This window comes from Gordonia hydrophobica NBRC 16057 (genome assembly GCF_001592365.1).
Classification (GTDB): domain Bacteria; phylum Actinomycetota; class Actinomycetes; order Mycobacteriales; family Mycobacteriaceae; genus Gordonia; species Gordonia hydrophobica.
On sequence record NZ_BCWU01000001.1, the window covers coordinates 635496 to 661194 of the forward strand.

Annotated in this window: 19 protein-coding genes; 15 read left to right on the plus strand and 4 right to left on the minus strand. The window is 66.6% G+C overall.

The genetic code is table 11. From position 1 onward, the window contains the following. The first annotated feature begins 114 nt into the window (after nucleotides 1–114). The 12 genes from dnaE (at nucleotide 115) to GH2_RS03025 (ending at nucleotide 14823) form a co-directional block, all read left to right on the plus strand. Nucleotides 115–3648: a DNA polymerase III subunit alpha gene (gene dnaE / locus GH2_RS02970; protein ID WP_066162889.1), complete on the plus strand. Its 3534-nt coding sequence runs from the start codon at nucleotides 115–117 to the stop codon at nucleotides 3646–3648. Nucleotides 3649–3728: 80 nt separating this feature from the next. Next, nucleotides 3729–4010 carry a hypothetical protein gene (locus GH2_RS02975; RefSeq protein ID WP_066163305.1) on the plus strand — a complete coding sequence of 94 codons (282 nt, stop codon included), beginning with the start codon at nucleotides 3729–3731 and terminating at the stop codon, nucleotides 4008–4010. After that, nucleotides 3967–5349: a threonine ammonia-lyase IlvA gene (ilvA, locus tag GH2_RS02980; protein WP_066162892.1), complete on the plus strand. Its 1383-nt coding sequence runs from the start codon at nucleotides 3967–3969 to the stop codon at nucleotides 5347–5349. The genes GH2_RS02975 and ilvA overlap by 44 nt, the downstream gene beginning before the upstream one ends. 248 nt (nucleotides 5350–5597) lie before the next feature. After that, complete coding sequence (locus tag GH2_RS02985; protein WP_066162897.1) at nucleotides 5598–6449, plus strand: MlaE family ABC transporter permease; 852 nt, start codon at nucleotides 5598–5600, stop codon at nucleotides 6447–6449. A gap of 1 nt (nucleotide 6450) precedes the next feature. Beyond that, nucleotides 6451–7317: an ABC transporter permease gene (locus GH2_RS02990; protein ID WP_066162900.1), complete on the plus strand. Its 867-nt coding sequence runs from the start codon at nucleotides 6451–6453 to the stop codon at nucleotides 7315–7317. A gap of 4 nt (nucleotides 7318–7321) precedes the next feature. Then, nucleotides 7322–8617, plus strand: a complete 1296-nt coding sequence (locus GH2_RS02995; protein WP_066162903.1) for an MCE family protein — start codon at nucleotides 7322–7324, stop codon at nucleotides 8615–8617. Then, on the plus strand, nucleotides 8614–9651 hold the full coding sequence (locus tag GH2_RS03000; protein WP_066162906.1) for an MCE family protein: 1038 nt from the start codon (nucleotides 8614–8616) through the stop codon (nucleotides 9649–9651). Before GH2_RS02995 ends, GH2_RS03000 begins: the two co-directional genes overlap by 4 nt. Then, nucleotides 9648–10640, plus strand: coding sequence for an MCE family protein (locus GH2_RS03005; RefSeq protein WP_066163306.1), 993 nt, complete (start codon nucleotides 9648–9650; stop codon nucleotides 10638–10640). Before GH2_RS03000 ends, GH2_RS03005 begins: the two co-directional genes overlap by 4 nt. Continuing rightward, complete coding sequence (locus GH2_RS03010; protein WP_084247255.1) at nucleotides 10634–11773, plus strand: MCE family protein; 1140 nt, start codon at nucleotides 10634–10636, stop codon at nucleotides 11771–11773. Before GH2_RS03005 ends, GH2_RS03010 begins: the two co-directional genes overlap by 7 nt. Further along, entirely contained in the window at nucleotides 11770–12870 is a 1101-nt protein-coding gene (locus GH2_RS03015; protein WP_066162916.1) for an MCE family protein, read from the plus strand. The genes GH2_RS03010 and GH2_RS03015 overlap by 4 nt, the downstream gene beginning before the upstream one ends. After that, the gene (locus GH2_RS03020; protein ID WP_066163312.1) at nucleotides 12867–14027 is read left to right on the plus strand and encodes an MlaD family protein; all 1161 of its coding nucleotides are present in this window, start codon (nucleotides 12867–12869) and stop codon (nucleotides 14025–14027) included. Before GH2_RS03015 ends, GH2_RS03020 begins: the two co-directional genes overlap by 4 nt. Before the next feature lie 10 nt (nucleotides 14028–14037). Further along, complete coding sequence (locus tag GH2_RS03025) at nucleotides 14038–14823, plus strand: hypothetical protein (protein ID WP_066162919.1); 786 nt, start codon at nucleotides 14038–14040, stop codon at nucleotides 14821–14823. Between the two features lie 242 nt (nucleotides 14824–15065). Here the strand turns inward: GH2_RS03025 and GH2_RS03030 are convergent, their stop codons facing one another. From GH2_RS03030 to GH2_RS03045, 4 genes are all read right to left on the minus strand, one after another. Further along, the gene (locus tag GH2_RS03030) at nucleotides 15066–16418 is read right to left on the minus strand and encodes an HNH endonuclease signature motif containing protein (RefSeq protein WP_066162922.1); all 1353 of its coding nucleotides are present in this window, start codon (nucleotides 16416–16418) and stop codon (nucleotides 15066–15068) included. 759 nt (nucleotides 16419–17177) lie between these two features. Beyond that, on the minus strand, nucleotides 17178–19508 hold the full coding sequence (treY, locus tag GH2_RS03035; RefSeq protein WP_066162924.1) for a malto-oligosyltrehalose synthase: 2331 nt from the start codon (nucleotides 19506–19508) through the stop codon (nucleotides 17178–17180). A 28-nt stretch (nucleotides 19509–19536) separates the two neighbouring features. Then, nucleotides 19537–21696 (minus strand): acyltransferase family protein, encoded by a 2160-nt coding sequence (locus GH2_RS03040; protein WP_066162927.1) that lies wholly within the window; start codon nucleotides 21694–21696, stop codon nucleotides 19537–19539. 58 nt (nucleotides 21697–21754) lie between these two features. Continuing rightward, on the minus strand, nucleotides 21755–22321 hold the full coding sequence (locus tag GH2_RS03045; protein WP_066162929.1) for a TetR/AcrR family transcriptional regulator: 567 nt from the start codon (nucleotides 22319–22321) through the stop codon (nucleotides 21755–21757). A 150-nt stretch (nucleotides 22322–22471) separates the two neighbouring features. On the opposite strand from GH2_RS03045, the gene GH2_RS03050 reads away from it, so the two are divergent. From GH2_RS03050 to bioD, 3 genes are read left to right on the plus strand one after another with little or no spacing between them, the layout of a single operon-like run. Next, on the plus strand, nucleotides 22472–23815 hold the full coding sequence (locus GH2_RS03050) for an adenosylmethionine--8-amino-7-oxononanoate transaminase (RefSeq protein ID WP_066162931.1): 1344 nt from the start codon (nucleotides 22472–22474) through the stop codon (nucleotides 23813–23815). Continuing rightward, entirely contained in the window at nucleotides 23812–24942 is a 1131-nt protein-coding gene (locus GH2_RS03055) for an 8-amino-7-oxononanoate synthase (RefSeq protein WP_066162933.1), read from the plus strand. The genes GH2_RS03050 and GH2_RS03055 overlap by 4 nt, the downstream gene beginning before the upstream one ends. Further along, on the plus strand, nucleotides 24939–25631 hold the full coding sequence (bioD, locus tag GH2_RS03060) for a dethiobiotin synthase (protein ID WP_066162936.1): 693 nt from the start codon (nucleotides 24939–24941) through the stop codon (nucleotides 25629–25631). Before GH2_RS03055 ends, bioD begins: the two co-directional genes overlap by 4 nt. Nucleotides 25632–25699 lie beyond the last annotated feature (68 nt).

Consider the following 25699-nt stretch of genomic DNA (forward strand, 5'->3'; position numbering starts at 1 on the left):
TCCGCATCGCCGACCTCATCTGTCACAGGCCAGCGCGCCGGGACCGGGCTGTCGGACGACTTCTCTACAGTGGAGTGGTCTCAAGCTAGTTCGATCGTCGTAGGGAGCAGCCGCGTGTCGGGGTCGTTCGTTCATCTTCACAATCACACCGAGTTCTCGATGCTCGACGGTGCTGCGAAGATGTCTCCGTTGTTCACCGAGGCGAAGCGCTTGGGGATGACCGCGATCGGCATGACCGACCACGGCAACATGTTCGGGGCGAGCGAGTTCTACAACACCGCCCGCAAGCACGACATCAAGCCGATCATCGGCATCGAGGCGTACATCGCCCCCGAGTCTCGCTTCAACACCAAGCGCGTCCTGTGGGGCACGCGTGATCAGAAGTCCGACGATGTGTCGGGCTCGGGTGCCTACACCCACATGACGATGGTCGCCGAGAACGCGACCGGACTGCGGAATCTGTTCAAGCTGTCGTCGCTGGCGTCGCTCGAGGGACAGCTGGGCAAGTGGGCGCGCATGGACGCCGAGATCATCGCTGAGCACGCGAACGGAATCATCGCCACCACCGGCTGCCCGTCGGGCGAGGTGCAGACGCGCCTGCGCCTCGGTCACGATCAGGAGGCGTTGGAGGCCGCGGCCAAGTGGCAGGAGATCTTCGGCAAGGACAACTTCTACCTGGAGTTGATGGAGCACGGCCTCGAGATCGAGCAGCGGGTGCGGTCGGGGCTGCTCGACATCGGCCGCAAGCTCGGCATCAAACCGCTGGTCACCAACGACTGCCACTACGTGACACGCGAGCACGCGACGGCGCACGAGGCGCTCCTGTGTCTGCAGACCGGTAAGACGCTGTCGGATCCGACTCGGTTCAAGTTCGACGGCGACGGTTACTACCTCAAGTCCGCGGAGGAGATGCGCGCCCTCTGGGACGATGTGGTTCCCGGCGGCTGCGACTCCACCCTCGAGATCGGTGAGCGCGTCCAGTCGTACGACGAGGTGTGGGAGCACCACGACCGGATGCCGATCTTCCCCGTGCCGGACGGTCACACGCAGGAGTCGTGGCTGGCGCACGAGGTGATGGCCGGTCTGGACCGCCGGTTCAACGGCAATCCGCCCGTCGAGTACATCGAGCGCGCAGAGTACGAGATGAGCGTCATCAACCAGATGGGCTTCCCGGCGTACTTCCTGGTGGTCGGCGACCTGATCTCGCACGCGCTGGAGGTCGGCATCCGGGTGGGGCCGGGCCGCGGTTCGGCGGCCGGTTCGCTGGTCGCGTACGCGATGGGGATCACCAACATCGACCCCATCCCGCACGGTCTGCTCTTCGAGCGGTTTCTCAACCCGGAGCGCGTGTCGATGCCCGATATCGACATCGACTTCGACGACCGTCGGCGCAGCGAGATGATCACCTACGCGTCCAACAAGTGGGGTCACGACAAGGTGGCGCAGGTCATCACCTTCGGCACCATTAAGACCAAGGCTGCGATCAAGGACTCCGCGCGCGTTCAGTTCGGGCAGCCCGGTTACGCGATCGCCGACCGCATCACCAAGGCACTGCCGCCGCCCATCATGGCCAAGGACATCCCGGTGTGGGGCATCACCGATCCGGAGCATGAGCGGTACTCCGAGGCCAGCGAGGTCCGGACGCTGATCGAGACCGATCCCGAAGTCAAGACGATCTACGACACGGCACTGGGTCTGGAGGGACTGGTCCGCAACGCCGGCGTCCACGCCTGCGCGGTCATCATGTCGTGCGACCCGCTGACCGATGCCATCCCGGTGTGGAAGCGTGCTCAGGACGGCGCGATCATCACCGGATGGGACTACCCGTCGTGTGAGGCCATCGGCCTGCTGAAGATGGACTTCCTCGGCCTGCGCAACCTGACCGTCATCGGCGACGCGATCGAGAACATCAAGACCAACCGCGGCGTCGAACTCGACCTCGACACGCTGCCGCTGGAAGACGAGAAGACCTACGAACTGCTCGCCCGAGGCGACACCCTCGGTGTTTTCCAGCTCGACGGTGCCGCGATGCGCGAACTGCTGAAGATGATGCAGCCCACCGGCTTCGAAGACATCGTCGCCGTGCTCGCGCTGTATCGCCCGGGCCCGATGGGCGTCAACGCGCACACCGACTACGCCAAGCGCAAGAACGGCCTGCAGGACATCAAACCGATTCACCCGGAGCTCGAGGAACCGCTGAAGGAGATCCTCGCCGAGACGTTCGGTCTGATCGTCTACCAGGAGCAGATCATGCAGATCGCTCAGAAGGTGGCGGGCTACTCGCTCGGACAGGCCGACCTGCTCCGTCGCGCCATGGGTAAGAAGAAGAAGGAGATCCTCGACGAGGCCTACGACGGCTTCGCCGACGGCATGCGGAACAACGGCTTCTCACAAGGGGCGATCACCGCGCTCTGGGAGACCGTCCTTCCCTTCGCGGGCTACGCATTCAACAAGTCGCACGCTGCCGGGTACGGACTGGTCTCCTTCTGGACCGCCTATCTCAAGGCCAACTATCCGGCCGAGTACATGGCGGGTCTGTTGACCTCGGTCGGTGACGACAAGGACAAGGCGGCGATCTATCTCGCGGACTGCCGCAAGATGGGCATCACCGTTCTGCCGCCCGACGTCAACGCCTCGCGTGCCGACTTCGCCGCCGTCGGCGAAGACATCCGCTTCGGTCTCGCCGCGATCCGCAATGTCGGAACGGGCGTGGTGTCGTCGATCATCGCCGCCCGCGAGGAGAAGGGCGCGTTCGCCAACTTCTCCGACTATCTCGGGAAGATCGACGTTCACGCGTGCAGCAAGAAGGTCACCGAGTCGCTGATCAAGGCCGGTGGCTTCGACTCGATGGGGCACGACCGCAAGGGGCTGTTCCTGGTGCACGCCGACGCGATCGACGCGGTGCTGTCGACGAAGAAGGCCGAGGCGATCGGTCAGTTCGACCTCTTCGGCGGAGCCGGTGACGACGCGGTGGACGACGTCTTCGCGGTCAAGGTCCCCGAGGACGAGTGGGACACCAAGCACAAACTCGCTTTGGAACGCGACATGCTCGGCCTGTACGTGTCCGGGCATCCGCTCGCCGGACTCGAGCACGCGATCGCGGCGCAGACCGACACGTCGATCCACTCGCTGCTCGAGGGGGAGGTGAAGGACGGTGCGCAGATCACGATCGGCGGCATCATCTCCTCGGTCACCCGACGGGTGAACAAGAAGGGCGAGCCCTGGGCCGCGGTCACCATCGAGGACATGGTCGGTGGCGTCGAGGTCTACTTCTTCCCCCGCGCCTACGTCGCGTACGGCATGGATCTGGTCGCGGACAACATCGTGCTGGTGCGCGCCCGCGTCAACAAGCGCGACGACTCGACGATGATCAGCGCCAACGATCTGGCCGTCCCGGATCTGGCCGCCGTCGGAACCACCAAGCCGCTGAATCTCACGCTCTCGGCGCGGGTCTGCACCCCCGACCGCGTCAGCGCGCTCAAGCAGATCCTGGTGCGTCACCCCGGCACTTCCGACGTGACCGTCACCCTGGTCAGCGAACGCAACAAGCAGACTCAGTTGCGGCTCACCGAAGCGCTGCGCGTCGCTCCGACGTCGGCGCTGATGGGCGACCTGAAGGCGCTGCTCGGCCCGAGCTGTCTGACGTAGTGCTGCAGTAGATACGGCCGCCTCGGGTGCTGAATTTCGGCGAGCCGAAAACTACTATCGGCGTGCGCTACACTATTTCTATGACTTCCCTGGCAGCTGTCGTTCCCGACACCACAACTATGAGTGGTGGGGCGTACGTCTCGGTCTTCGGCGTCCCGTGGCCGCTGTACAAGGTCGTGGCCGTGGTGGCTGCCGTCGTCGTCGCGGCGATGGTCTTCACGTTCACCGCGTCCGGCGTGGCCGCGATGTGGGCCAGTGGCGGTGTTCTCCTCGCGATCTGGTGGGGCGGCTACCGGCTCGCCCGCCGGCGGTGGGACGATGGAGAACGTGACTTCTACGCCGAAAACCGCGCCCGCCTCTGACCTAGCCCTCAGTCCGGCGAGCATTATCGACGCGGCGCGGCGTCTGGATGGCGTCGTGCGGCACACCCCGCTGGAGAAGTGCCCGCGGCTGAGCGCCCAGACCGGCGCGAAGATCCATCTCAAGCGGGAAGACCTGCAGGGCGTGCGGTCATACAAGATCCGCGGCGCCTACAACGTGATGGCGCAGCTCACCGAGTCCGAACTCGCCGCGGGTGTGGTCGCCGCGAGCGCGGGCAACCACGCGCAGGGCGTCGCCTTCGCATGCGCCACCATGAAGGTGACCGGTCGCATCTACGTCCCGACCACCACGCCCAAGCAGAAGCGCGATCGAATCCTGTGGCACGGGAAGGGCTTCGTCGAGCTCATCGCCGTCGGCGACACCTACGACGCTGCGGCCTCGGCCGCGCAGTCCGACGTCCTGCGCACCGGCGCGACGTGGATTCATGCCTTCGACGACCCCCGCACCGCGTCGGGCCAGGGAACCATCGGCAAGGAGATCGTCGACCAGCTCGGTTCCAACCCCGACGTGGTGATCCTGCCCGTCGGCGGTGGCGGCTGCATGGCCGGCATCGTCACCTACCTGCGCGAGGTGTGCCCCGACGCGGCGATCGTGGGCGTGGAGCCGCGCGGTGCGGTGTCACTGGCTGCGGCACTCGTGCGAGGCGAGCCGTACACGCTGCCGACCGTCGACTCGTTCGTCGACGGCGCCGCCGTGAAGCGCGTGGGCGGCCTCGGGCACGATGTCATGGCGGCGGCGGGCGCCCGCGTGGTGAAGCATCCGGCGCTCGACGGCATCGCCGCCGAGTCCGCGGTGCCGCTGATCGACGCGTCGGAGATCGACTTCGCGCCCGGTAGCGTCACGATCACCTACGTCAGCGAGGGCGCCGTCTGCTCCACCATGCTGGAGCTGTACCAGAACGAAGGCATCATCGCTGAGCCCGCCGGGGCGCTGGCCGTCACCGCCGCGCAAGAACTGCGACTGCCTGCGGGCGCCACCGTCGTCGCGCTGGTCTCCGGCGGCAACAACGACGTCTCCCGGTACGGCGAGATCGTCGAGCGCTCTCTGGTCCACCGCGGACTCAAGCACTATTTCCTGGTCAACTTCCCGCAGGAACCGGGTGCGCTGCGGCGATTCCTGGACGAGGTACTCGGCCCGGACGACGACATCACGCTGTTCGAGTACGTGAAGCGCAACAACCGGGAGACCGGAGCGGCGCTCGTCGGCATCGAGCTGGGCGATCCGGCCGCTCTGGCCGGACTTCAGGACCGGATGGCTCGATCGCGGCTCGACGTGGAGCGGCTGGAGCCCGATACCCCCGCGTACCGATATCTGACGTAGCGACCGACTCACCGCCCCACCACGAGTGGCCCCGCCGGAAGGTGGGGCCACTTGCCGCGCGTTCGCAGCGTCACAATCTACGCACACATGATTTGCTACATAGGTGAAGTTATGTGTGGCCCTTCGCACATTCGTAAGAAATCCGTGTGTATATTACGACCGAACGACTTGATTCGTTGGGCATGCGGGGGTCCGAGCTCGCGGTCGATGACCGCCGACGGCGACGGATCGCGAGGCGAAGGCAGGGGATGACGACAGACACGGCACCGAGTGCCCGGCGACGTCGCTGGTCCGATCACGGTGTCGGCAAATGGTTCGACGAACACGTCAAGAAGTCCTTCGAGACCTTCGGTCGCCAGCTCGCGATGTTCGTCGAGGTCTTCAAAGTCCTGGTCGAGGACATCGTCAAACGCCGCTTCCCGTTCGGTGAGTTCATCCGGCAGTGCGCTTTCATGACCTCGACGTCGGTGTTTCCTACGCTCCTGGTCGCCATTCCCATCGGTGTCATCGTGTCGATTCAGGTCTCGAACATCGCGGGTCAGATCGGTGCGACGTCGTTCTCAGGTGCGGCTACCGGTCTCGGCGTGATTCGTCAGGGCGCGCCGCTGGTCACCTCGCTGCTGCTGGCGGGTGCCGTCGGCTCGGCCATCGCCGCCGACCTCGGCTCGCGCACCATCCGAGAAGAGATCGACGCGATGCGCGTCATGGGCGTCAACCCGATCCAGCGGCTGATCTCGCCGCGGCTGCTCGCGACCATGGTCGTCGCCTTCTTCCTCTGCGGCTTCGTCTGCTTCGTCGGCTTCATCACGGGCTACCTGTTCAACGTCTACTTCCAAGGCGGTACACCGGGCAGCTACACGGGCACGTTCGCCTCGTTCGCGGGTGTGCCGGACCTCCTCTTCGCCCTCGTCAAGGCGGTGATCTTCGGTGCCATCGTGGCGATCGTCGCCTGCGACCGCGGACTCTCGACCAGCGGTGGCCCGGCAGGCGTGGCGAACTCGGTCAACGCGGCGGTGGTGAACTCGGTGATCCTGCTGTTCACCGTCAACGTGGTGCTGACGCAGGTGTTCGCTCTGGTCGTGCCGGCGAAGGTGGTGTGAGATGACGGCATCACGGTATGTGCCACCGGCGCTCAAACCGGTCGAGTGGCTCAAGAAGTTGTGGGAGGGACCGCGCGATGCGATCGTCGCGATGGGCCACCTGATCACCTTCCTGGTGAAGTCCATCGGGCTCGCCCCGATCACGTTCACGCACTACCGCAAAGAAGTGTGGCGGCTGCTGTCCGACGTGGCGTGGGGCAACGGCGCGATCGTCGTCGGCGGCGGCACCGTCGGCGTCATGATCATTCTCGGCGTGATGGGCGGTGCGACCGTCGGCATCGAGGGCTACACGGCGCTGAACCTTCTCGGCATGTCGCCGCTGACCGGCGGCCTGTCGGCGTTCGCGACGACCCGGGAGATCGCGCCGCTCCTGGCGGCGACCGCCTTCACCGCGCAGTCCGGATGCCGCTTCACCGCGCAATTGGGGTCGATGCGCATCAGTGAGGAGATCGACGCACTGGAGTCGATCGCCATCCGGCCGCTGCCGTACCTGGTCACCACGCGCATGGCGGCCGCCGTGCTGTCGATCATCCCGCTGTACGCGGTCTCGCTGGCCGCGAACTACATCGCCTGCCAGTTGATGTTCCAGGTGCAGTCGGGTGAGGGCGCCGGAACGTACCTGCACTACTTCGACCAGTTCATGCTGTCGCGCGATGTGGTCTTCTCGTTCCTGAAGGTGATCGTGTTCGTCCTGCTGACGACGTTCATCCAGTGCTACTACGGATACTTCGCCTCGGGTGGCCCGGAGGGCGTCGGTGTCGCGGCCGGACACGCGATCCGACTGTCGATCATCACCATCGTCTTCGCGAACCTGATCCTGACCCTGGTCTTCTGGGGCACCTCCGCCGGCATCAAGATATCGGGGTGAGCAGATGAGAATCGATACTGGAGGACGCGATCCGTCACTCACCACCTACTTCGTCCGAGGGCTGATCTTCCTGGCCGTGGCCATTGTGGTGTTCGGTCTGCTCATCGCCCGCTACGAGGGCACATTCGACAGCCGCACCGAGGTGACCGCAGACCTCACCGACATCGGTGACGGACTCGTGTCCGGCGCCGACGTCCGCTACAACGGATTCATCGTGGGCAGCGTCGACTCCATCGAGATGACCGGTTCGGGCACTAACCCCACCAAATCGGTGGCGCTGATCCTCGACGAGAAGCAGGCCGAGGGCATTCCCGCCAACACGACGGCGCGCACGGTCCCGTCGAACCTCTTCGGCGTCAACTCGGTTGAACTGATCGCCCCCGCCGACCCGTCGTCGGACCGGCTAGCGTCCGGGGCGACGGTCCCGGCCGACACCTCCGAGCCGACGATTCGGCTGCAGGATGCGCAGAACGAGCTGCGCACGCTGCTGCGGAGCGTTCCGCCCGAGGACCTCGGCATGGTGCTCGGCACCATCGCCGACGCACTCCAAGGGGGAGGTGCCACCTTCTCGACCTTCGTCGGGGTGCTCGACACGTACTGGAAGACCATCAACGCGCAGTTCCCGCCGGGAGCGCCGTCGGGCTTTGACAACTTCAACCGTGCGGTCGCCGGCCTGGCCGCGTCGACCCCCGACCTGCTCGACGCACTCGGCAAGTCGGTGGTGCCCGCCATGACCGTTGCGCAGCACTCCGACCAACTGACCGCACTCCTGTCGGCCGGGCAGGGACTGCTGGATCAGACGCAGACCCTGTTCGCCAAGAACGGCGACGCAGGCAAGCGCATCGTTCGCGATTTGAACACCATGCTGGGTGCGACGATGCTCGATCCCGATGCGATGCCGCAGGCACTCCACGAGATCTATGTCCTCGCGGGCCGCGTGCTCGGGGTGTTCACCGGAGTCAACGGGCGCGTCCAATTGAACCTCGGCATCAATTTCAGTGCGTATCAGCAGTATTCGCGGCAGAACTGTCCGGTGTACGACGGCGGCCCCTACGGTCAGCTGCGCGGCCCCGGCTGCGTGGGTCCCGGGACGGGAACCGGTCCGACGATGTCGGGTCCGCTGACGATCTACCCGCCGTCGATGCAGCGGCGGACGGTACGCAAGCAGGTCAGCGGAGTCACGACCGGTCAGGACGACAAGACGCTGAGCGCGGCGCTCGGTAAGAAGCCGACGGCCGCAGACACGCTGATGCTGGGTCCGCTGGTCTCGGCCGTGACGCCGAAGGGAGGAGACAAGTGACCCGCAACGCGAAGTCGTCCATCCGCAAACCGCTCATCGGTTTCAGCCTGTTCGCGATCGTCGCGCTGTTCATGACCTACCTGATCTGGTCGACGCTCGAACGGTCGGTCAGCGGCTCCACCGACGACTTCTCCACCACCTTCAACGACGTCTCCGGCCTCGCGGAGGGCGACGACGTTCGCATGGCCGGTGTGCGGGTCGGTCGCGTCGAGAAGATCGAGCTCGACGACGGGCATGCTCGGGTGAGCTTCAAGGTGCAGAACACCCAGCCCGTCTACGCCAACACCCGCGCGGCCATCCGGTATCAGAACCTCATCGGACAGCGTTACCTCGCGCTGTCGATCGACGGCGACACTCCGGGGAAGCGGCTTGACGAGGGCGCACCGCTGCAACTTCCGGGCGAGGACTCGTTCGACGTCACCAAGCTGCTCGCCGGTTTCCAACCGGTCTTCGACACCCTGACCCCCGAGCAGGTGAACTCCCTGTCGGAGAGTCTGATCCAGACGTTCCAGGGCAACACGGTCTCGTTGAGCCGCACGATCGCTGAGATCGGCGACGTCGCGAACGACATGGCGAACCGCGATCAGGTTCTCGGCGCGATCATCACCAACGTCGGCATCGTGATGCGCGAACTGGCCTCGCAGGGCAAGCAGGTCCAGACCCTGATCGACAGTTCGAGCAGGCTCGTCGAAGGGCTGAACGGAAACTCGGCGGCGTTCGGCAAGTCGCTCGATCAGATCGGGCGCACCGCCCAGGGTTTCGCCGACGTCTTCGCCCGCAACCGCGCGAGCCTGAAGTCGGCGGGCACCGCAGCCCGCGAAGCCACGTCGACGCTCATCGGCAGTGGTGCCAAGCTCGATCAACTGGCGCGCGACCTTCCGATCTTCCTCGGCCATTTCCCCAACGTCATGATGCAGGGTGCGTACTTGAACATCTATGCCTGTGACCTCGACATCGCCATCGGCGACGTCCTGTTCCCGCCGGGTCTGATCAACAAGATCGGCGGAACCCAGCATTCGGTGGTGTGCCGATGAAGAAGCGTTTCGGGCGGGCGTTCAACGGCAACCGGCGCCTCTGGTACGGCATCTTCGGGTCGATCGGCCTCGTCGTCATCATCGTCGCGGTGGTGGGGCTGAGCACCGCGGGCCTCGGTCAACGCACGTACACGGCGGACTTCGTGCAAGCGGGCGGCATCCGTCCCGGCGACAAGGTACGCGTCGCGGGCATCGACGTCGGCGAGGTCTCTAAGACTGAACTGGCCGGTGACCACGTGAAGGTCGATATGAAGGTCAACAACGACGTCCAGGTCAAGGACGACGGTTCTGCCGAGATCAAGATGTCGACGCTGCTGGGACAGCGGTACGTCGACATCGTCCTCGGAACCAGCCCCAAGGACGCGCCGGACAACAAGATCCAGCAGACCCGCGTGCCCTACGACCTCCAGCAGACCCTCGCGAAGGGAACGCCGATCCTCGCGGGGATCGAGCCGGACGAACTGACCAACAGCATCCGCAGCCTCAATCGCCAACTGCAGGGAGCGCCTGCCGTGATGGGGCCTGCGCTGGAGTCGCTGACCCGGATGTCGGATGTGCTCAACAACCGCCAGGACCAGATCACCCAACTGCTCAAAGACACGAATGCGGTGACCGACCAGGTGTTGGACAGTCAATTCCAACTCTCGATCATCGTCGGCCAGGGCGCACAGTTGGCCAACAAGATCGTCGCGCGTGAACAACTGGTGACGCGAATGCTGGACGGCGTCGCCGCCCTCACCGATCAGGCTCGCGCCGTCGCCGCTGAGAACCAAGGCCAGTTCGCCCCGGTGATGGCGAACCTGAACACGATCGCGAGCGGTCTGGAGAAGAACCGCGACAACCTTCGCAAGCTGTTGGAAGTCCTCCCGGTGACAGCACGCTTGACGAACAACCTGATCGGCGACGGTCCGTACGCCAACGGCTACCTGCCCTGGGGGCTGTTCCCAGACAACTGGCTCTGCCTGGCGCGGGTGGTGGACGGATGCTGACCGTGACGATCTCGGGAACGGCGACGACCAGAGTCCGGACTCGCGTGCGGCGTGTGCTCGCGGCGGCGGCGCTGGTCACCGCGGGCATGCTGGCGATCACCGGCTGCTCGCTGGTGCCCGCCAACTGGGTCGCGGCGGTGGGACAGGCCAAGACCGTCACCGCCTACTTCGAGGACACCTCGGGCATCTTCGTGGGCAACGACGTCGCCGTGCTCGGGATGCCGGTCGGCCGGATCACTGAGGTGGAGCCGCAGGGGATGCGCGTCAAGGTGAGGATGACGATCGACAACAGCATCGACGTCCCCGCTGATGTCACGGCGGCGATCGTCAACACCTCTATCGTCACCACGCGTCACATCGAGTTGTCGCCCACCTACTCCGAGGGCCCCAAGCTCGGGGACGGGGACACGATCGAGCACACCAAGGCTCCCGTCGAGATCGGCACCCTCTTCGACGCGATCGACGAGATCGTGAAGTCGATGTCCGGTGATCGCCCGGGCGAAGGCCCGATCGCCGACTTCGTCGACGTGACCTCGGGCATCGCGTCGGGCAACGGTGAGAGGCTCCGCGAGGCGCTCGACGCGCTCTCGAAGGCAGGAAAGCTGGGAGCGGACAACGGGGACGCGTTGACCTCGATCATCTCCTCGCTGAGCAAGCTCACGACGGCGCTGACCGACAACTACCCCAAGATGAAGCAGTTCTCAGCGTCGATGACCAAGGTCTCCGACATGCTGGGTGATCAGTCGGTCGGTCTGGTCGCGACCCTGGGCGATCTGAACAGGACCCTGCAGAACACCTCGGAGTTCCTCGCGAACAATTCCGGCGCGATCAGTTCATCCACCGGTCGGTTGGCCTCGCTGGCGGCCAACCTCTCGGACTTCTCTCGTGAGGTCGTCGAGACGATCGACGTGGCGCCGCTGCTGTTCCAGAACCTGTCGAACTCGATCTCTGCCGAGCAGGGCGCGTGGCGAGCTCAGGTCCTTCTCGACAAGTCGTTGCTCGACAATCAGACGCTGTCGAAGTTCTGTCAGGCCATCGGAATCGACAAGAAGGGTTGCGAGACCGGCCAATTGAAGGACTTCGGTCCTGATCTCGGCATCTACTCCGGATTGTTGGAGTTGAGCAAGAAATGATTCTGAAGAAGAAGGTCGGCATGGCCGCCGTCGCGCTGGCGACGTCGCTCAGCCTGTCCGCGTGCGGTGTGATCCCCGGGCTGACTGTGGAGCAGATGCCGCTGCCTGCCCCGGGCGGAATCAGCGACGCGATCACCGTGCACACCTCGTTCGAGAACGCCCTCAACCTGCCCAACAAGGCGAAGGTACGTCTCGGCGGCGTGGACGTGGGCGAAGTGGAGTCGATCGTCGCCGAGAACTATCGCGCGGTCGTCACGATGCGCGTCTCCAGCGACACCGACCTCCCCGTCGGCACCGGGGCGGAGCTGCGGCAGGCCACACCGCTCGGCGACGTCTTCGTGGCGCTGCAGCCGCCCGCCGACGCGTCGAACGGTGTCGTGAAGGACGGGGGCACGTTGACCGGTCCCACGTCGGCGGCCGCTACCGTCGAGGACCTGCTGGTGAGCATGACCGGTCTCGTCGACTCCGGCTCGGTGTCGTCGCTGCAGCGGATCTTCACCGAACTGAGCACGGCGATCGGAGGCAATGCGCCGGAGCTCAAGGGTGCGATCGAGGGCTTCACGACGGCCATCAGCAAGTTCAACCAGAATGCCGCGGCCGTCGACACCGCGATGGCGAACACCGCGAAGTGGACCAAGCAGCTCGCTGACGGTCGCACCCAGATCGCCGCGGCGGTCAACAAACTGCCTGCGGCCATTGACACGATCAACGACCAGCTCGGCATGATCCTGACCACCCTCGACAAGTCGAACAAGGTCACTGCGGCCACCAACGACTTCCTGAACTCCGAGCAGGACGACTTCGCGGAGATGCTCGGCCACCTCAACACGACGCTGGTCGCCCTGAACAATTCTGCGGGCACCTTCGGTCCGTTGGCCGACCGCTTGGCGCAGCTGAATCCGAAGTGGATCAAGAGCACGTCGGGGAGCGCGGCAGCGGTGTCGGCGAAGGTGTACTGGCTGACGCCGGGTCTCGGCTTCGACAGCGCGTCACGGCTCCCGGAGGTCGGCGACATCACCAACGGCATGCACAGCATGGAACAGACCCTCGCGCGAATCATCGCCCGCCTGACCGGGACCAAGGGGTGCTGCTCATGATGGCGTGGCTCCGCAAACACAAGATCATGATCGGCAACCTCGGGCTGGTCGTGGTGATGCTGGTCGGTCTGGCGTTCCTGGCGTTCAACAGCCTCAGCTGGCGACCCTGGCAGACGACGTACGACGTCACCGTGCACTTCCCGGTGTCCGGTGGACTGCAGGACACCAGCAAGGTGATGCTCCGCGGCTCGCAGATCGGCGATGTCGAGACCATTCAGGTGACGCCGAAGAGCGTCGACGTGGTGCTGCGGCTGCGCAAGGACTTTCCCATCAATAAGAAGTCCACGTTCTCTGCGTTGGGCCTGTCCGCGGCGGGGGAGCAGTACGTCAATGTCACTCCCACCACGGATCAAGGGCCGTATCTGGGCCACGGCGATGTGATCGAGGTCGGACAGACTCACGTGACGGCGCCATTCCCCGGCATGCTGCAGTCGGCGCTGGACGTCATCGGTCAGATCGACGCACCCAAGTTGACGGCTACGCTCAAGGAGCTGGAAGTCGGTCTCAACGACCGAGGCCCCAATCAACTCAAGTCCATCTTCCACTCGGGCGGCGTGATCTTCTCCGACCTCGCCAAGGTGCTGCCGCAGACCACCAAGCTGATTCAGAACTCGGGCACCATCCTGAAGACGACCGCCGACATTCAGCCTGATCTCGATGCACTGGTCACCGGTGTCGACGCGGTGTTCAACCAAGCCGTCGCCGCCGACAAGGAATTGCGCAGTCTGCTCGGCAACGGGCCGGGACAGATGACGAGTCTGACCGGTTCGTTGGCGACGATCACCGATCCGCTCTCCGACGTCCTGACGCAGTTCCTGGACGTCGCGAGGCAGGGCGCCCTGCGCGCGCCGGCACTGGCGACGCTGTTCCCCTCGATCCGTGACGGATCGATTCAGGGGCAGAAGATGTTCCATGACGGCGCCTGGTGGGCGTTGGCGTCCCTCTACCCGCGGCCGTCGTGCAACTACAGTCTCTCGCCCGTCCGACCGACGAAGATCCTGGAACTCGCGGTTCCGAAGAATCTGTACTGTGTGACCGAGGATCCGACCCTCCAGACGCGCGGATCCGCCAACGCTCCGCGGCCGAAGGGCGACGACACAGCGGGACCGCCGCCGAACTACGATCCGAACGCGAGAACGGTTCCACTCGACAAGTGATGAAGGACGAATGAGTTCAGCTGACGACAAGGACACATCGGACACGGGGTCCGAGAGCGTCGACGAGACAGTAGTGGATCTGGAGAACACAGGTTCGGGCGAGACAGTGGACGACGCCGTCGACGACCGGTCCGACGCGTCGGCCGCCGATTCCAAGAATGCGGAGAAGCGCGCCGCACGCCAGGCGAAGAAGGAGTCGTCGAAAGACGCCCAGGTCACCATCCCGGTGCGCGCGCTGAAGCAGTTCGGGCTGGCGATCGTGGCCATCGCAGCAGTAGTCGCCATCGCCTTGAGCATCTTCCAAGTGGTGGAGAAGAACAAGCAGCTCGACGCCTTCACCGACAGCAAATCGGCAGCGGCGCACTTCATCGAGACCTACTTCAACGCCATGGGGGGAGCCAATGCGACGCCGGAATCGCTCCGCAACGCAGTCGGTCCGCTGAGCACCGGCGAGTTCAAAGAACGACTCGGCTCGGACGCCGTCGTCAGCACCGACTTCATGAAGCAGAACAAAGTCGAGAACATGAAGACGACGGTCACGTCGTCGATGGTCGAATCCTTCGACGCCGATCGTTCCACCGTCGTCCTGGGCGTCGACATCACCGGAACCAGCGCGGCGAGCGCGACCCCGGCCAGCCAAGCCGTCCTGCTCCAGGTGGAGATGGCGAAGGTGGACGGCGAGTGGCTGGTCAGCAGCATCGGTGCCGGCCCCGGCATCACCGTCGGCGCACAACAGGGGCAGCCTGCACCACCAGACACGACGACTGCTCCGGCTCCGGCTCCGGCCACGCCTTAGGAGTATGGGTGTTTCCCTCGTCTGCTCGTGAAGGGGTTGCGCCCGCGTAGGGAGGGCGGAGTGGTCACGCCCGCGTGGGGAGCGGCGTGAAGGGTTACGCCCGCGCGGGGACGGCGGAGTGGTCACGCCGCCTCGGCAGTCCTCGCTCCTCGGCTAGCGCCTCGTCCCTGCGGAGAGCTCGGCGGTCGTGACCACTCCGCCGTCCCCGCGCTGCTTCCTGCGTCGTACGGTTTACGCTGTGGTTACGCTGCCGCTGTTGGTGCTGCGGTCATAGTCCGTCTCGCGTTGGAGCGAATCGGTTCGCGCTGGCGGTCCGGGTTCGCTTGGTCGAGGGGTGGGCGGAACCAGGGGTGGCGGTCGTGGCCGATGAACACTTCCCAGCCGGTTTGGTGGATCAGGGTGTGGTGCATGCGGCAGAGGAGGACGCAGTTGTCGATCGCGGTGTCGCCGCCTTCGGACCAGGGTGTGCAGTGGTGGGCGTCGGTCCAGGAGATCGGGCGTCCGCAGCCTGGGAAGGCGCAGCCTCGGTCGCGGGCTTCCAGCGCCCGCCGCAGGCCGGCAGTCACCAAGCGGTGCTCCCGGCCGACGTCCAGCGGTGCGGAGTTCTGGTCGAGGATCACTCGGCGCATCGCGGCTTCGCAGAGGACCAGTCCGACGGTCGCGGGGGAGACCGGGCCGGTGAAACCGAGCGAGGCGACCTGCGACGAGCTTCCAGCTGCACTGCTGTCACCACACTGGGTCGGAACGATCATCGTGACGTGCGGAAGAACCCCTCCCGAGACGGTCGGCCGCTCCTTCCCGCTGAGGTAGGTGCGAATGACCTGCGCGAGAGCATCAGCGCGACGTTGCTGAGCGGTGCGTGGATCGCGTGAGCCGTCGGGCTGCGGGATCGGTTTGCAGAGCGGGTCGAGCGCCTGGTTCAGTTCTTCGCCGGTCAGTGCGTCCAGATCGAGGGTGCCGGTGGTGCGGCCGTCGTCCCCGGTCACCAGCGTCATCTCGTTGAGATCGGGGTTTTCGGCGACCGGTACCGCGTCAGGGTCGGTCTCGTCGATCTCCGGCTGCCATTCCAGGGCGAGTTCCCGAGCCCGCTGGGACACATCGGCCGGGGTGACCTGGCAGGACAGTCGCCGAGCCAGATCCGCGCGTCGATCCTCATCCAGTGGAACCCGCTTGCCCACGAAGGTGATGCCTTTGCCGATGGCGTCGAGTTGTTCGATCGGGACGCCGCCGGTTCGTGCGTGCACCATCACGCCCGGCATTGTGTGCGCGGCGTGCCCGGTCCGCGCGTATCGATGGGCGGCTGCCGGCGTGATGCCGAGTTGCTTGAGGAGGTCGGTGCTGGTTTTGACCCGTTTCCGAGCCGGCAGTCCGGCCCGGCCGGCGGCGTCGGTCAACCCCGACATCGCCGTCCCAGCGAGATTGACCACCCGGGTCAATTGCACCATGGTCTGTCCGATGACAGCGTCATCGAACCCGACCGGCGAAGGACTCGCGCACAAGGATGCGAGTTCTCCTCCGGGCGCAGCGAGGGTGGGTGGGCTGAGCGCTTCGATGAGCGCGTCAGCGAATTCAGTGATGACGTCGACAATGGCCATGGCAATCCCCCTTGCCCTTGGTGGCGAACGCGACCCGATGCGGGTCGCGATTCTGGCTGGGCCCGCTCCGATGGGGAACGCACCCGAAATGTGTAGCGGGCATCGCCTCCGGCCCGGGATCACCGAGCACGAGAGGGCGGGTGCGCCGCTGACGGTGGACAACACGCACGACACCGAACCCGACGCAAGCAGTCACCCCCGTCGCCAGACCCACCCGACCCCGAGGAGACAGGGTGGTCTGGCGACGTCGCAGGACAGGCCGCCGACCCGAAGGCCCAGCACTAGATCGTCCGCATCGCCGGGCCCCAACCCAAGGGGCCGACTCGAGAAGCGACTCCAACCCAAGGAGCCCGACCCGAGGAGTGACTCCAACCCAAGGAGCCGACTCACGGCGATTCGGCGTCGATCCGCATAAACCCCTGCCGGCCGAACCCTCGAACCGACGGCGGTCCTGCTTCCGTGCGCACCCACCGACCACCCCTTAAAGCCCCTTGCTACGGAAGCAGTCCGTGTCGCCTGTGCGCGACGGCTATGAAGTTCTCAAACAACACGAAACGACCTTCCAGTCATCCCGATCAAGCTGTACAAACTATGATATAGAACACATATGCAGAAAACAAGTGTTCGAAACAGCGATGCGAACAGTCCCGTCGTAGTCGTCGTATATCGTCGGTCCTACGAGCGGTGGTCGGCGTGTTCGGGCACAGCCCGACGGTGGTCGCGGACCGCCCAGGGACAGGTGGTCATCGCCAGCGAGCGTCAGAGTCCGTCGCTGGTCATTCGCTCAAGCAATGCGAGTGGACGGTCGGACAGCAGGTCTTCGGCGGTCACGGTGCCGCTGAACGCATTCCCAGTGAAGGCGTCGAGCCAATCGCCGCGCGGGAGCACGATCTGCGCTTTGGTGCGGATCGCCGGATCGGTGAACATCAGGGCCAGGCGCACCGTGACCACGACGACGGCGGGATCGTCGCCGCGACCGCGTGCGAACGCGCAGACGTGGTCGGTGGCAGCGCCCTTGAGCGTGATGTTGAGGTAGCTGCTGCCGGCGACGAAGGCTGCCGGATGTCGACGACGGACCTCGAGGCACGTCTGGACCACGCGTGCCTTCGGATGGTCCAGTGAGCGGGTGTAGTCGACCGGGCGTCGATTGTCCGGGTCGGTCAGCGAGTAATTCCACCACTGGGTGCCCTGATAGATGTCGCCGACGCCCGGCAGCAGCAACGACAACGCCTTGCGGGAGAGTGCCTCCGCCTGACCGGCGTCCGCGATGAGCTCGACGAACGACGTGATGACGTCGGCCGCCTCACCGGACTGCAGATCGGCGAGCCACCGCTGGACGGACTCCTCGGCGGAGACGTCGACGGCGGTCCATGACGAGACGAGACCGCCTTCGCGCATCGCCTTACGGGCATACTCGGTGAGCCGCGCGGACAACTCGGGCGTCGGTCGACCGTCATCCGGCCAGACGCCGACCAGATTCTGCAGCAGCAGATAACAGACCAGCGGGTGCGGCGGCGGGTGCAGGCGCCACAGGCGGTCGACGACGATCCGCCAGCGCTGCGGAGTCTGCGCGATCACCGCGATCCGTGCGCGGACATCCTCGCTGCGCTTGGTGTCGTGGGTCGAGAGCGCGACCATCGAGCGCGGCCAGGTGGCGGCACGACGGCGAGCACGCTCGACGAAATCGGTGCGGTTGATCGCGGGTTCCAGCGGAAGGCATCCGAGCTCCTGGCTCGAGATGAGCCGCGCCGTGCGGTGGAAACCGACGTCCTCGACACCTTTGCCGTAGACGGCGGCGACGGCTTCGCCGATCCGGCCGAGTGCTTCGCGTGCGCTGTCGGGGTCGCGGAAAGCCGCCCCGAGGACGGCGAAACCAGGGGTGAGCGACGGGTATTCGTGCGCCAGCGCATCGATGCCCACGAGGACGGCGTCCCGCAGAGCGGGATAGTCGGGACGGCCTACCGGGCACGCGCAGATGAACAGGGAGGCAGCCTTCTGAATCGCGTGCGGCGCCACCTCGGGTGCGGTCGCGGTCAGGAGGTCGGCGACTCGCTGGATCCGGTCAGGGAGTTGATCGACGAGGACGGCTTGCTTCACGTCGCGCGCGCGACGCAGGACTGCGTCCCCATCGCCCTCGATTCCGGTGATGGCGCGGAACGTCTCCTCCAGCTCGATGGCTCCGGTCGGTGCAGTGAAGCGCGCCTCGATCAACTGCAGCTGGTCGTATCCGGTGGTGCCGTCGACGGGAAGCAGTGGATCGAGCTCCTCGCCGCTCGAGAGCCCCTTCTCGATGTAGAGGAGTCGGTCCGGTCCCAGATCGGCGCGCAGTCGACGCAGGTAGCTGATGGGATCGGCCAGGCCGTCGACGTGATCGACGCGGACACCGTCGACCAGATCGTCGGCGATCAGCTCGCGCAACCAGGCGTGCGTCGCATCGTAGACTTCGGGAACGTCCTGGCGCAGTGCTGCGAGCCCGTTCACGGCCAGAAAGCGCCGGTAGCCGACACGCCGACTGTCGTGGGGGACCAGGCGATAATGCTGCAGCCGGTGCACGGCGAGCGCGGTGTCGCCCGGCGACCACGTTCCCGGCGCCGTCGGCAGCACGATGTCGCCCAGGACCAGATGGCCCTGGTCGTCGAGTGCGAGCCGTTCCAGATCGTCTTCGCTGCCCAGATACGGCAGATTGATGAGACCGTCGGAGTGCTGCGCGTCGAGGTCGAAGAACGTTGCGTACGGCGACGCCGGACCGCGAGTGAGGACGTCGGTCCACCAGGGATTGTGCTCAGGATCGGCGACCCCGACGTGATTCGGCACGATGTCGACGATGATGCCGATGCCCACCGCTCGAGCGTGTTCGCGGAGCAGTCGGTAGCCGTCGGCTCCGCCGAGCACGTCCGAGATGCGCGCCGGAGGACACCAGTCGTACCCGTGCTGGGAACCGGGCATCGCGGCCAGGATGGGGGACAGGTACAGGTGGCTGATGCCCAATTCGCACAGGTGCTGCAGAATTCCGGTGACCTCCGCGAAGGTGAACGCAGGTGTCAGTTGAACGCGATAGGTGGCGACCGGGTCGACGGGTATCCCGGACATGGCCCTCCTTCGGTTCAGCGCGTTGGCGTCAGGGGACTTCCGGGCCGGTCCACCCGAGGGCGGCGGCCAACTGGCGGGACAGCTCGTGCGTCAATGTCCGCACGTAGGGCGTACTCAGGTGGTGGAAGTCCTTGTACACGATGATGTTACCGACGACGGCCGGGCAGAAGTCGGCTGTGCAGACGCCGTTGGAGAGGTCCAACGGATGGAACAGTGGATTCGTCGCGGCGACGGCCTGCGCCGGATCCACCGGGTTTAAGGCGCTGGCGCGTACGGTTCCGCAGGTGGTCGCACTGCCGCCGCCGGCGAGGCATTCGGGGGTGTTGATCGGACGCTTGTCCTTGTGCGGCCACGGCGTGTCGCGGATGCCGACGACGGGGATGCCCGCGCCGGTCAGCTCGTCGAAGATCGCCAGGTAACCCGCGGGCACATGATCGGCAGGCCCGTCGGGGTCCGGACGCGTCGAATTGGTGAAGACCGCATCGGGGCGCGTCCGGAGGATGTCGTCCATCACCGCGCGGACCCAGGTGCGGCACTCCGGATAGGGCGTCCCCTCCAGTCGGGTCGGCATCTCCTCGCCGGTCAGCGGGCAACCCATCTTCAGATAGGTGACGATCCTGAATCCGTTGCGTCGGCCGATCGCGTCGAGCGCGCCGATCCACATCTCGGCGTGCGACCCGCCGGCGACCGCGATGGTCTTGCCGCCGTTCGGGTCTCCGTACACGCCGACGGTGGGTGTGGTTGCGGCGAAATCGCTCATGAACCCGTCCCGCCCGGTCTGCGGCAGATCCTGTGCCATCGCGAGCGGCGTCGGCTGCGGATCCAGCGCCGGCACCGGAGCGCCGTCGAGGAGTGCACGCGCACCGGGGTACAGGGCCGGATCCAGATCGGTGGTGTCGACGGCGACGTCGAGCATGTGCCGGTCCCACGCCTTGATGCCGCCGGCCGTAGCACCGGACGCGAGGACGAGGACCACGGTCAGGGCAGCGGTATATGTGACGCGGGGGTGTGCAGGCCACCGCAGGTGTGCCATGGACGAGCGCCCGCCGCCACGCAGCGGGTCCTCGATGTAGCGCTTCGTGAGCCACGCCAGCCCGATCGAGACCAGGAGAATACCGGTGCCCTCGAGAACGTTCGCGTGGTCGATTCCCCGCCACGTGAGGTAGAAGATCAGCAGCGGCCAGTGAATCAAGTACAGGGAGTAGGACAGGCTGCCGAGCCACACCGACCGTTTACTCGCCAGGATCTGGTTGACCCGGGGCAGTGACTGATCGGGGGCGGTGTTGCCGGACCAGATCACCAGCAGAGTGGCGCCGACCGGCACCCACGCGAGGGCGGCCGGATAGCTGGCCACACCGTCGATCCACCAGCCGCAGGTCGCGATCAGGATCAGTGCGATCACGGTCATCGCCCCCCGGATGCGGACGCCGACGCGCCAGGTGGGCATCCAGATCGCGAGGAGGCCGCCGACCAGCGGCTCCCAGAGTCGCGAGAGGGTGTCGTAGTAGTTGTACGGCTGGTCGATGTGCAGGCGATGCTGTGCCCACGCGAACGAGGCGAGGGCGGTGCCGCCGACCACCACGGCGAAGATCGCGCGAATGACACGGGGTTGAGTCAGCCCCTCGTACCGGCGGCCTAGGAGCTTGATGAGACCGGCCACGGTGAGCAGCACGATCAGGGCGCCGACGAAGAACTGTCCCTGCATCGACATCGACCACAGGTGCTGCAGCGGGCTGTTCGCGGAGCTCGCGGCGAGGTAGTCCTGCGAGTTCTTGGCGAGGTAGTAGTTCTGGTAGTACAGGGCGCTGGCGACGATCTCGCGACCGATGTTCTGCCAGCGCGTCTGTGTGACGATCGCGATCGTCAGGACGCCGACGACGATCAGCAGGGTGTAGAGCGCGGGGAGCAGCCGCCGGAACAGTCGCTGCAACCTCGGCCACGGCGACACCGTCTCGCCGAACCCGATGCGGGCGGACTGTGCGTGGATGGTGTGCCGGACCAGGGAGCCGACGAAGAAGTATCCGGACAGGGTCAAGAAGACGTCGACGCCGCCGGAGACGCGGCCGAACCACACGTGGAAGCACGCGACGAGTGCGATGGCGATGCCGCGGAGACCGTCCAGGTCGGTGCGGTACGCGGGGGCCGCAGCCGTGGACGGCGTGGCATCACCTGTGGTCGGAGCGGACACGTTCTCACTTCGGGTCGGGGCTGTGGGGGCACCCGGGGCGGGTGACCGCCCTCGTAATCTACGTGGACTGCGCTTCCGCGCGAAATCTCGCACCGTCCAGAATCACGGCAAGCGCGGCCTCGAACTCGTCGTCGAACAGGCGGCCGGACGGACCGGTGACGCCGAGTCGCTCCATCTGCGTGCGGGTCTGCTCCTCGATCGTCAGACCGATCGTCAGCTGGCAGATCGCCGTGGCGAGGCCGTCGGCCACTCGCTGCGGGAGTCCGCCACCGACGGCGACGGCGGCGATCGACGACTCCATGCCGCGCTCGGCCAGGCCGGACGCCCACGCCGACGACACCACTTCGGCGCTGTCGGGCACGGACAGCAGCGCCGCGCGCAGGTCGGTCGCCAGACGGTGCACATCGGTGAGCCAGTCGATGTCCGGTATCGGCCCCGGGATGGTCGTCAGGATGTCGTCGGCCAGCGCGGCCAGCATCGTCTGCTTGTTGGGAAAGTGCCAGTACAGGGCGTTGGGACGGACGCCCAGTTCGGTCGCCAGTCGCCGCATCGTGAGGTCGGCGAGGCTGTGGTCGGCCAGGATGTCGCGCGCCGCGGCCAGGATGTCGGCCCTCGTATTGCTCACGGCGTCACCCTATCCGAGTCCGAAAAGCCGGCGACGTCGCAGCCCTGTACGACGTACAGGGTCATCCTGTACGGTGTTCAAGAATCTCCTGGACAGTGTCTAGGAGAGGGTCGTGATGCGGGCGGGGCTGAGACAGAACAGGAGACCGGTGTGGACGCAGTCGTCGTCACCGAGATCGATGCCGAGCACGTCTGGCATCCGTACGGAGGATTTCCCTCGAGCACCAGGCCGCGGGTGGTCCGCGAATGCGTGGGCGCGACCATCGTGCTGGCCGACGGCACCGAGCTGGTCGACGGGATGAGCTCGTGGTGGGCGGCCGTTCACGGCTACCGGCATCCACGGTTGGACGCCGCGCTCGCCGACCAAGCGGGACGGATGTCGCACGTCATGTTCGGTGGACTGACCCACGAGCCGGCCGCACGACTGGCGGCATCGCTGGTGGAACTGACCCCCGATCCGCTGCGAAAAGTGTTCTTCGCCGACTCCGGTTCGGTGTCGGTGGAGGTGGCGGTGAAGATGGCCGTCCAGTACTGGCGCAGTCGGGGCCGCCCCGACAAGCGCACGCTGCTCACCTGGCGCGGCGGCTATCACGGCGACACCTTCGCGCCGATGAGCGTCTGCGACCCGGACGGCGGCATGCACGCGATGTGGCGCGGCGTCATCGCCGACCAGGTCTTCGTCCCCGCCCCGCCGGATGCGCGTGCGGGTGACGACGTCGACCGGGCCTATCTGGACATGCTCGACGCGCAGCTGCGCCGTCGGCGCGACGAGCTCGCCGCCGTCATCATCGAGCCGGTGGTTCAGGGTGCCGGTGGAATGCGATTCCATTCGCCCGCCCTCGTCGCGGGGTTGCGGCGACTGTGCGACGAGCACGAGGTCCTGCTCATCTGCGATGAGATCGCCACCGGCTTCGGCCGGACCGGCACGCTCTTCGCCGTCGACGCCGCGGGCATCAGTCCCGACATCATGTGCGTCGGCAAGGCGTTGACCGGCGGTTATCTCACTCTTGCTGCGACCCTCACCACCGATGAGATCGCCGAGGTGATCAGCCGCGGTGAGGCGGGCGGACTCGCGCACGGCCCCACGTTCATGGCGAATCCGTTGGCGTGTGCGGTGGCGGCGTCGTCTCTGGAGCTGCTGGCCGACGCGAGGTGGGCCACCCGCGTTCCGGAGATCGGCCGCAGGCTGGCCGAGGGCCTCGCGCCCTTGACCGGCGTGTCGGGGGTCGTCGACGTCCGCACGCTCGGCGCCATCGCAGTGATCGAACTCGACCGCGACGTCGACATGGTCGCCGCGACCGATGCCGCCGTCGCCGCCGGCGTCTGGATACGACCGTTCCGGAACCTGATCTACGCGATGCCGCCGTTCATCATCGACGACGGTCAGCTCGACGCCCTGATCGCGGGCATGAGTGCGGCCACCCACGCATCGTTGGCGGCCACCGCGGCGGACTACTCGGTCGCCGACCTCGTCGAGCCGGAGCCCGCGTCGTGAGCGCGCCGTGGTTGGCGGAGATCGCCGCGCGGACGCGTGAGGCGGGCCTGCACCGCGACCCGGTCGTTCGGCGACCGGGCGACGCCGAGTTCAACCTGGCGTCCAACGACTACCTCGGTCTGTCGACGCATCCGGATGTGATCGCGGGCGCGCACGCCGGTCTGGACCTGTGGGGCGGCGGCTCCACCGCGTCCAGGCTCGTCGCCGGAACCACCGCGGCGCACATCGAGTTCGAGAACGACGTCGCCGACTTCCTCGGTTTCGAGGCGGCCCTGGCCTTCTCCTCCGGTTACCTCGCCAACATCGGCGCCATCACCGCGCTCGTCGGTCGGGGCGACCTGATCGTCAGCGACACCGGTGCCCACGCCTCGCTGATCGACGGCTGCCGCCTGTCCCGTGCCCGCGTGGTCGTGGTGCCGCGCGGTGACGTCGACGCCGTTCGCCGCGCGCTCGCCGACCGCACCGAGGAACGGGCACTGGTCGTCACCGACTCGATCTACAGCATCGACGGCATCCGGGCGCCGCTGGACGAGCTGTACCGGGCCGCCGTCGACCACGGCGCGATCCTGCTCGCGGACGAGGCGCACGCCCTCGGTGTCCGCGGACCCGGCGGACGGGGAGTGGCCGCGGAGTTCGGCTTGTCGGGAGCGCCTGGACTCGTCGTCACGACGGTCGCGTCCAAGTCGCTCGGCGCCCAAGGCGGACTGGTCCTCGGTACCTCGCTGCTGCGCGAGCACCTGATCGACCACGCGCGCACCTTCATCTTCGACACCGGGCTCAACCCCGCCGCCGTCGGCGCGGCGCACGCGGCGCTGCGCATCCTGCGGGCCGATCCGGCCATGCCCGAGCGGCTCCGCGCGAGTGTCCGGCGGCTCGCCGAAGCGTGCGGGGCGCAGGTGCCCGACGCTGCGGTGGTCTCGCTGATCATCGGCGATCCGACGGCTGCAGTCCAGGCTGCGGCGCGGTGTCGTGAGCACGGCGTCTTCGTCGGCTGCTTCCGTCCGCCGTCGGTCCCGGAGGGGACCTCGCGGCTGCGACTGACCGTGCGCGCGGACCTCAGCGACGACGACCTCGACCACGTCGCGACGGTGGTCCGTCGGGCGCTGTCGGCGGTGAGCGTCCGATGAACGCCCGGATCCTGGTCGTCACCGGAACGTCCACCGGCGTCGGCAAGACCGTCGCCACCGCCGCGGTGGCGGCGGCCGCGACGGCCGCGGGGCTGCGGGTGGCCGTCTGCAAGGCGGCGCAGACCGGCGTCGCACCCGACCAGCCGGGCGACCTCGCCGACGTCGAACGGCTCGCCGGGCCCCTGCCGATGCGGGAGCCCGCACGATTCCCGGAGCCGCTGGCGCCCGAGACCGCCGCCGCACGAGCGGGGATGCCTCCGGTGACACTCGACGCGATCGTCGACGCCGTGGCAGCCCTCGCCGTCGACGCCGATCTGGTACTCGTCGAGGGCGCCGGGGGTGTGCTGGTCCGGCTCGCGCCCGAGCTGACGATCCTCGACGTCGCGCGTCGGCTGTCCGCCGAACTGCTGGTGGTCACCGATCCGGGACTCGGCACCCTGAACCACACCGAGCTCACCACGCGCGCCGCGGAGGTCGCAGGCGTCGCGGTGCGTGGCCTGGTGATCGGCGCGTGGCCCGCCGAACCCGGCCTCGCCGAACGCTGCAATCGCACCGATCTGCCACGACTGACCGGAGCGAGGGTGGTCGCCACGGTGCCCGCGGGCGCAGGCCGCCTCTCCGGCGAACGATTCCGTGCGGCCGCCCCCGACTGGGTGGAGCCCGCACTGTTCGCACTCGCCGTCCACTGAACCCCCGTTGAACCGCCGCGGCGGCGCATCACGTCCGCTGCGGTACCCGAACCGTCTCACCCCGTCTA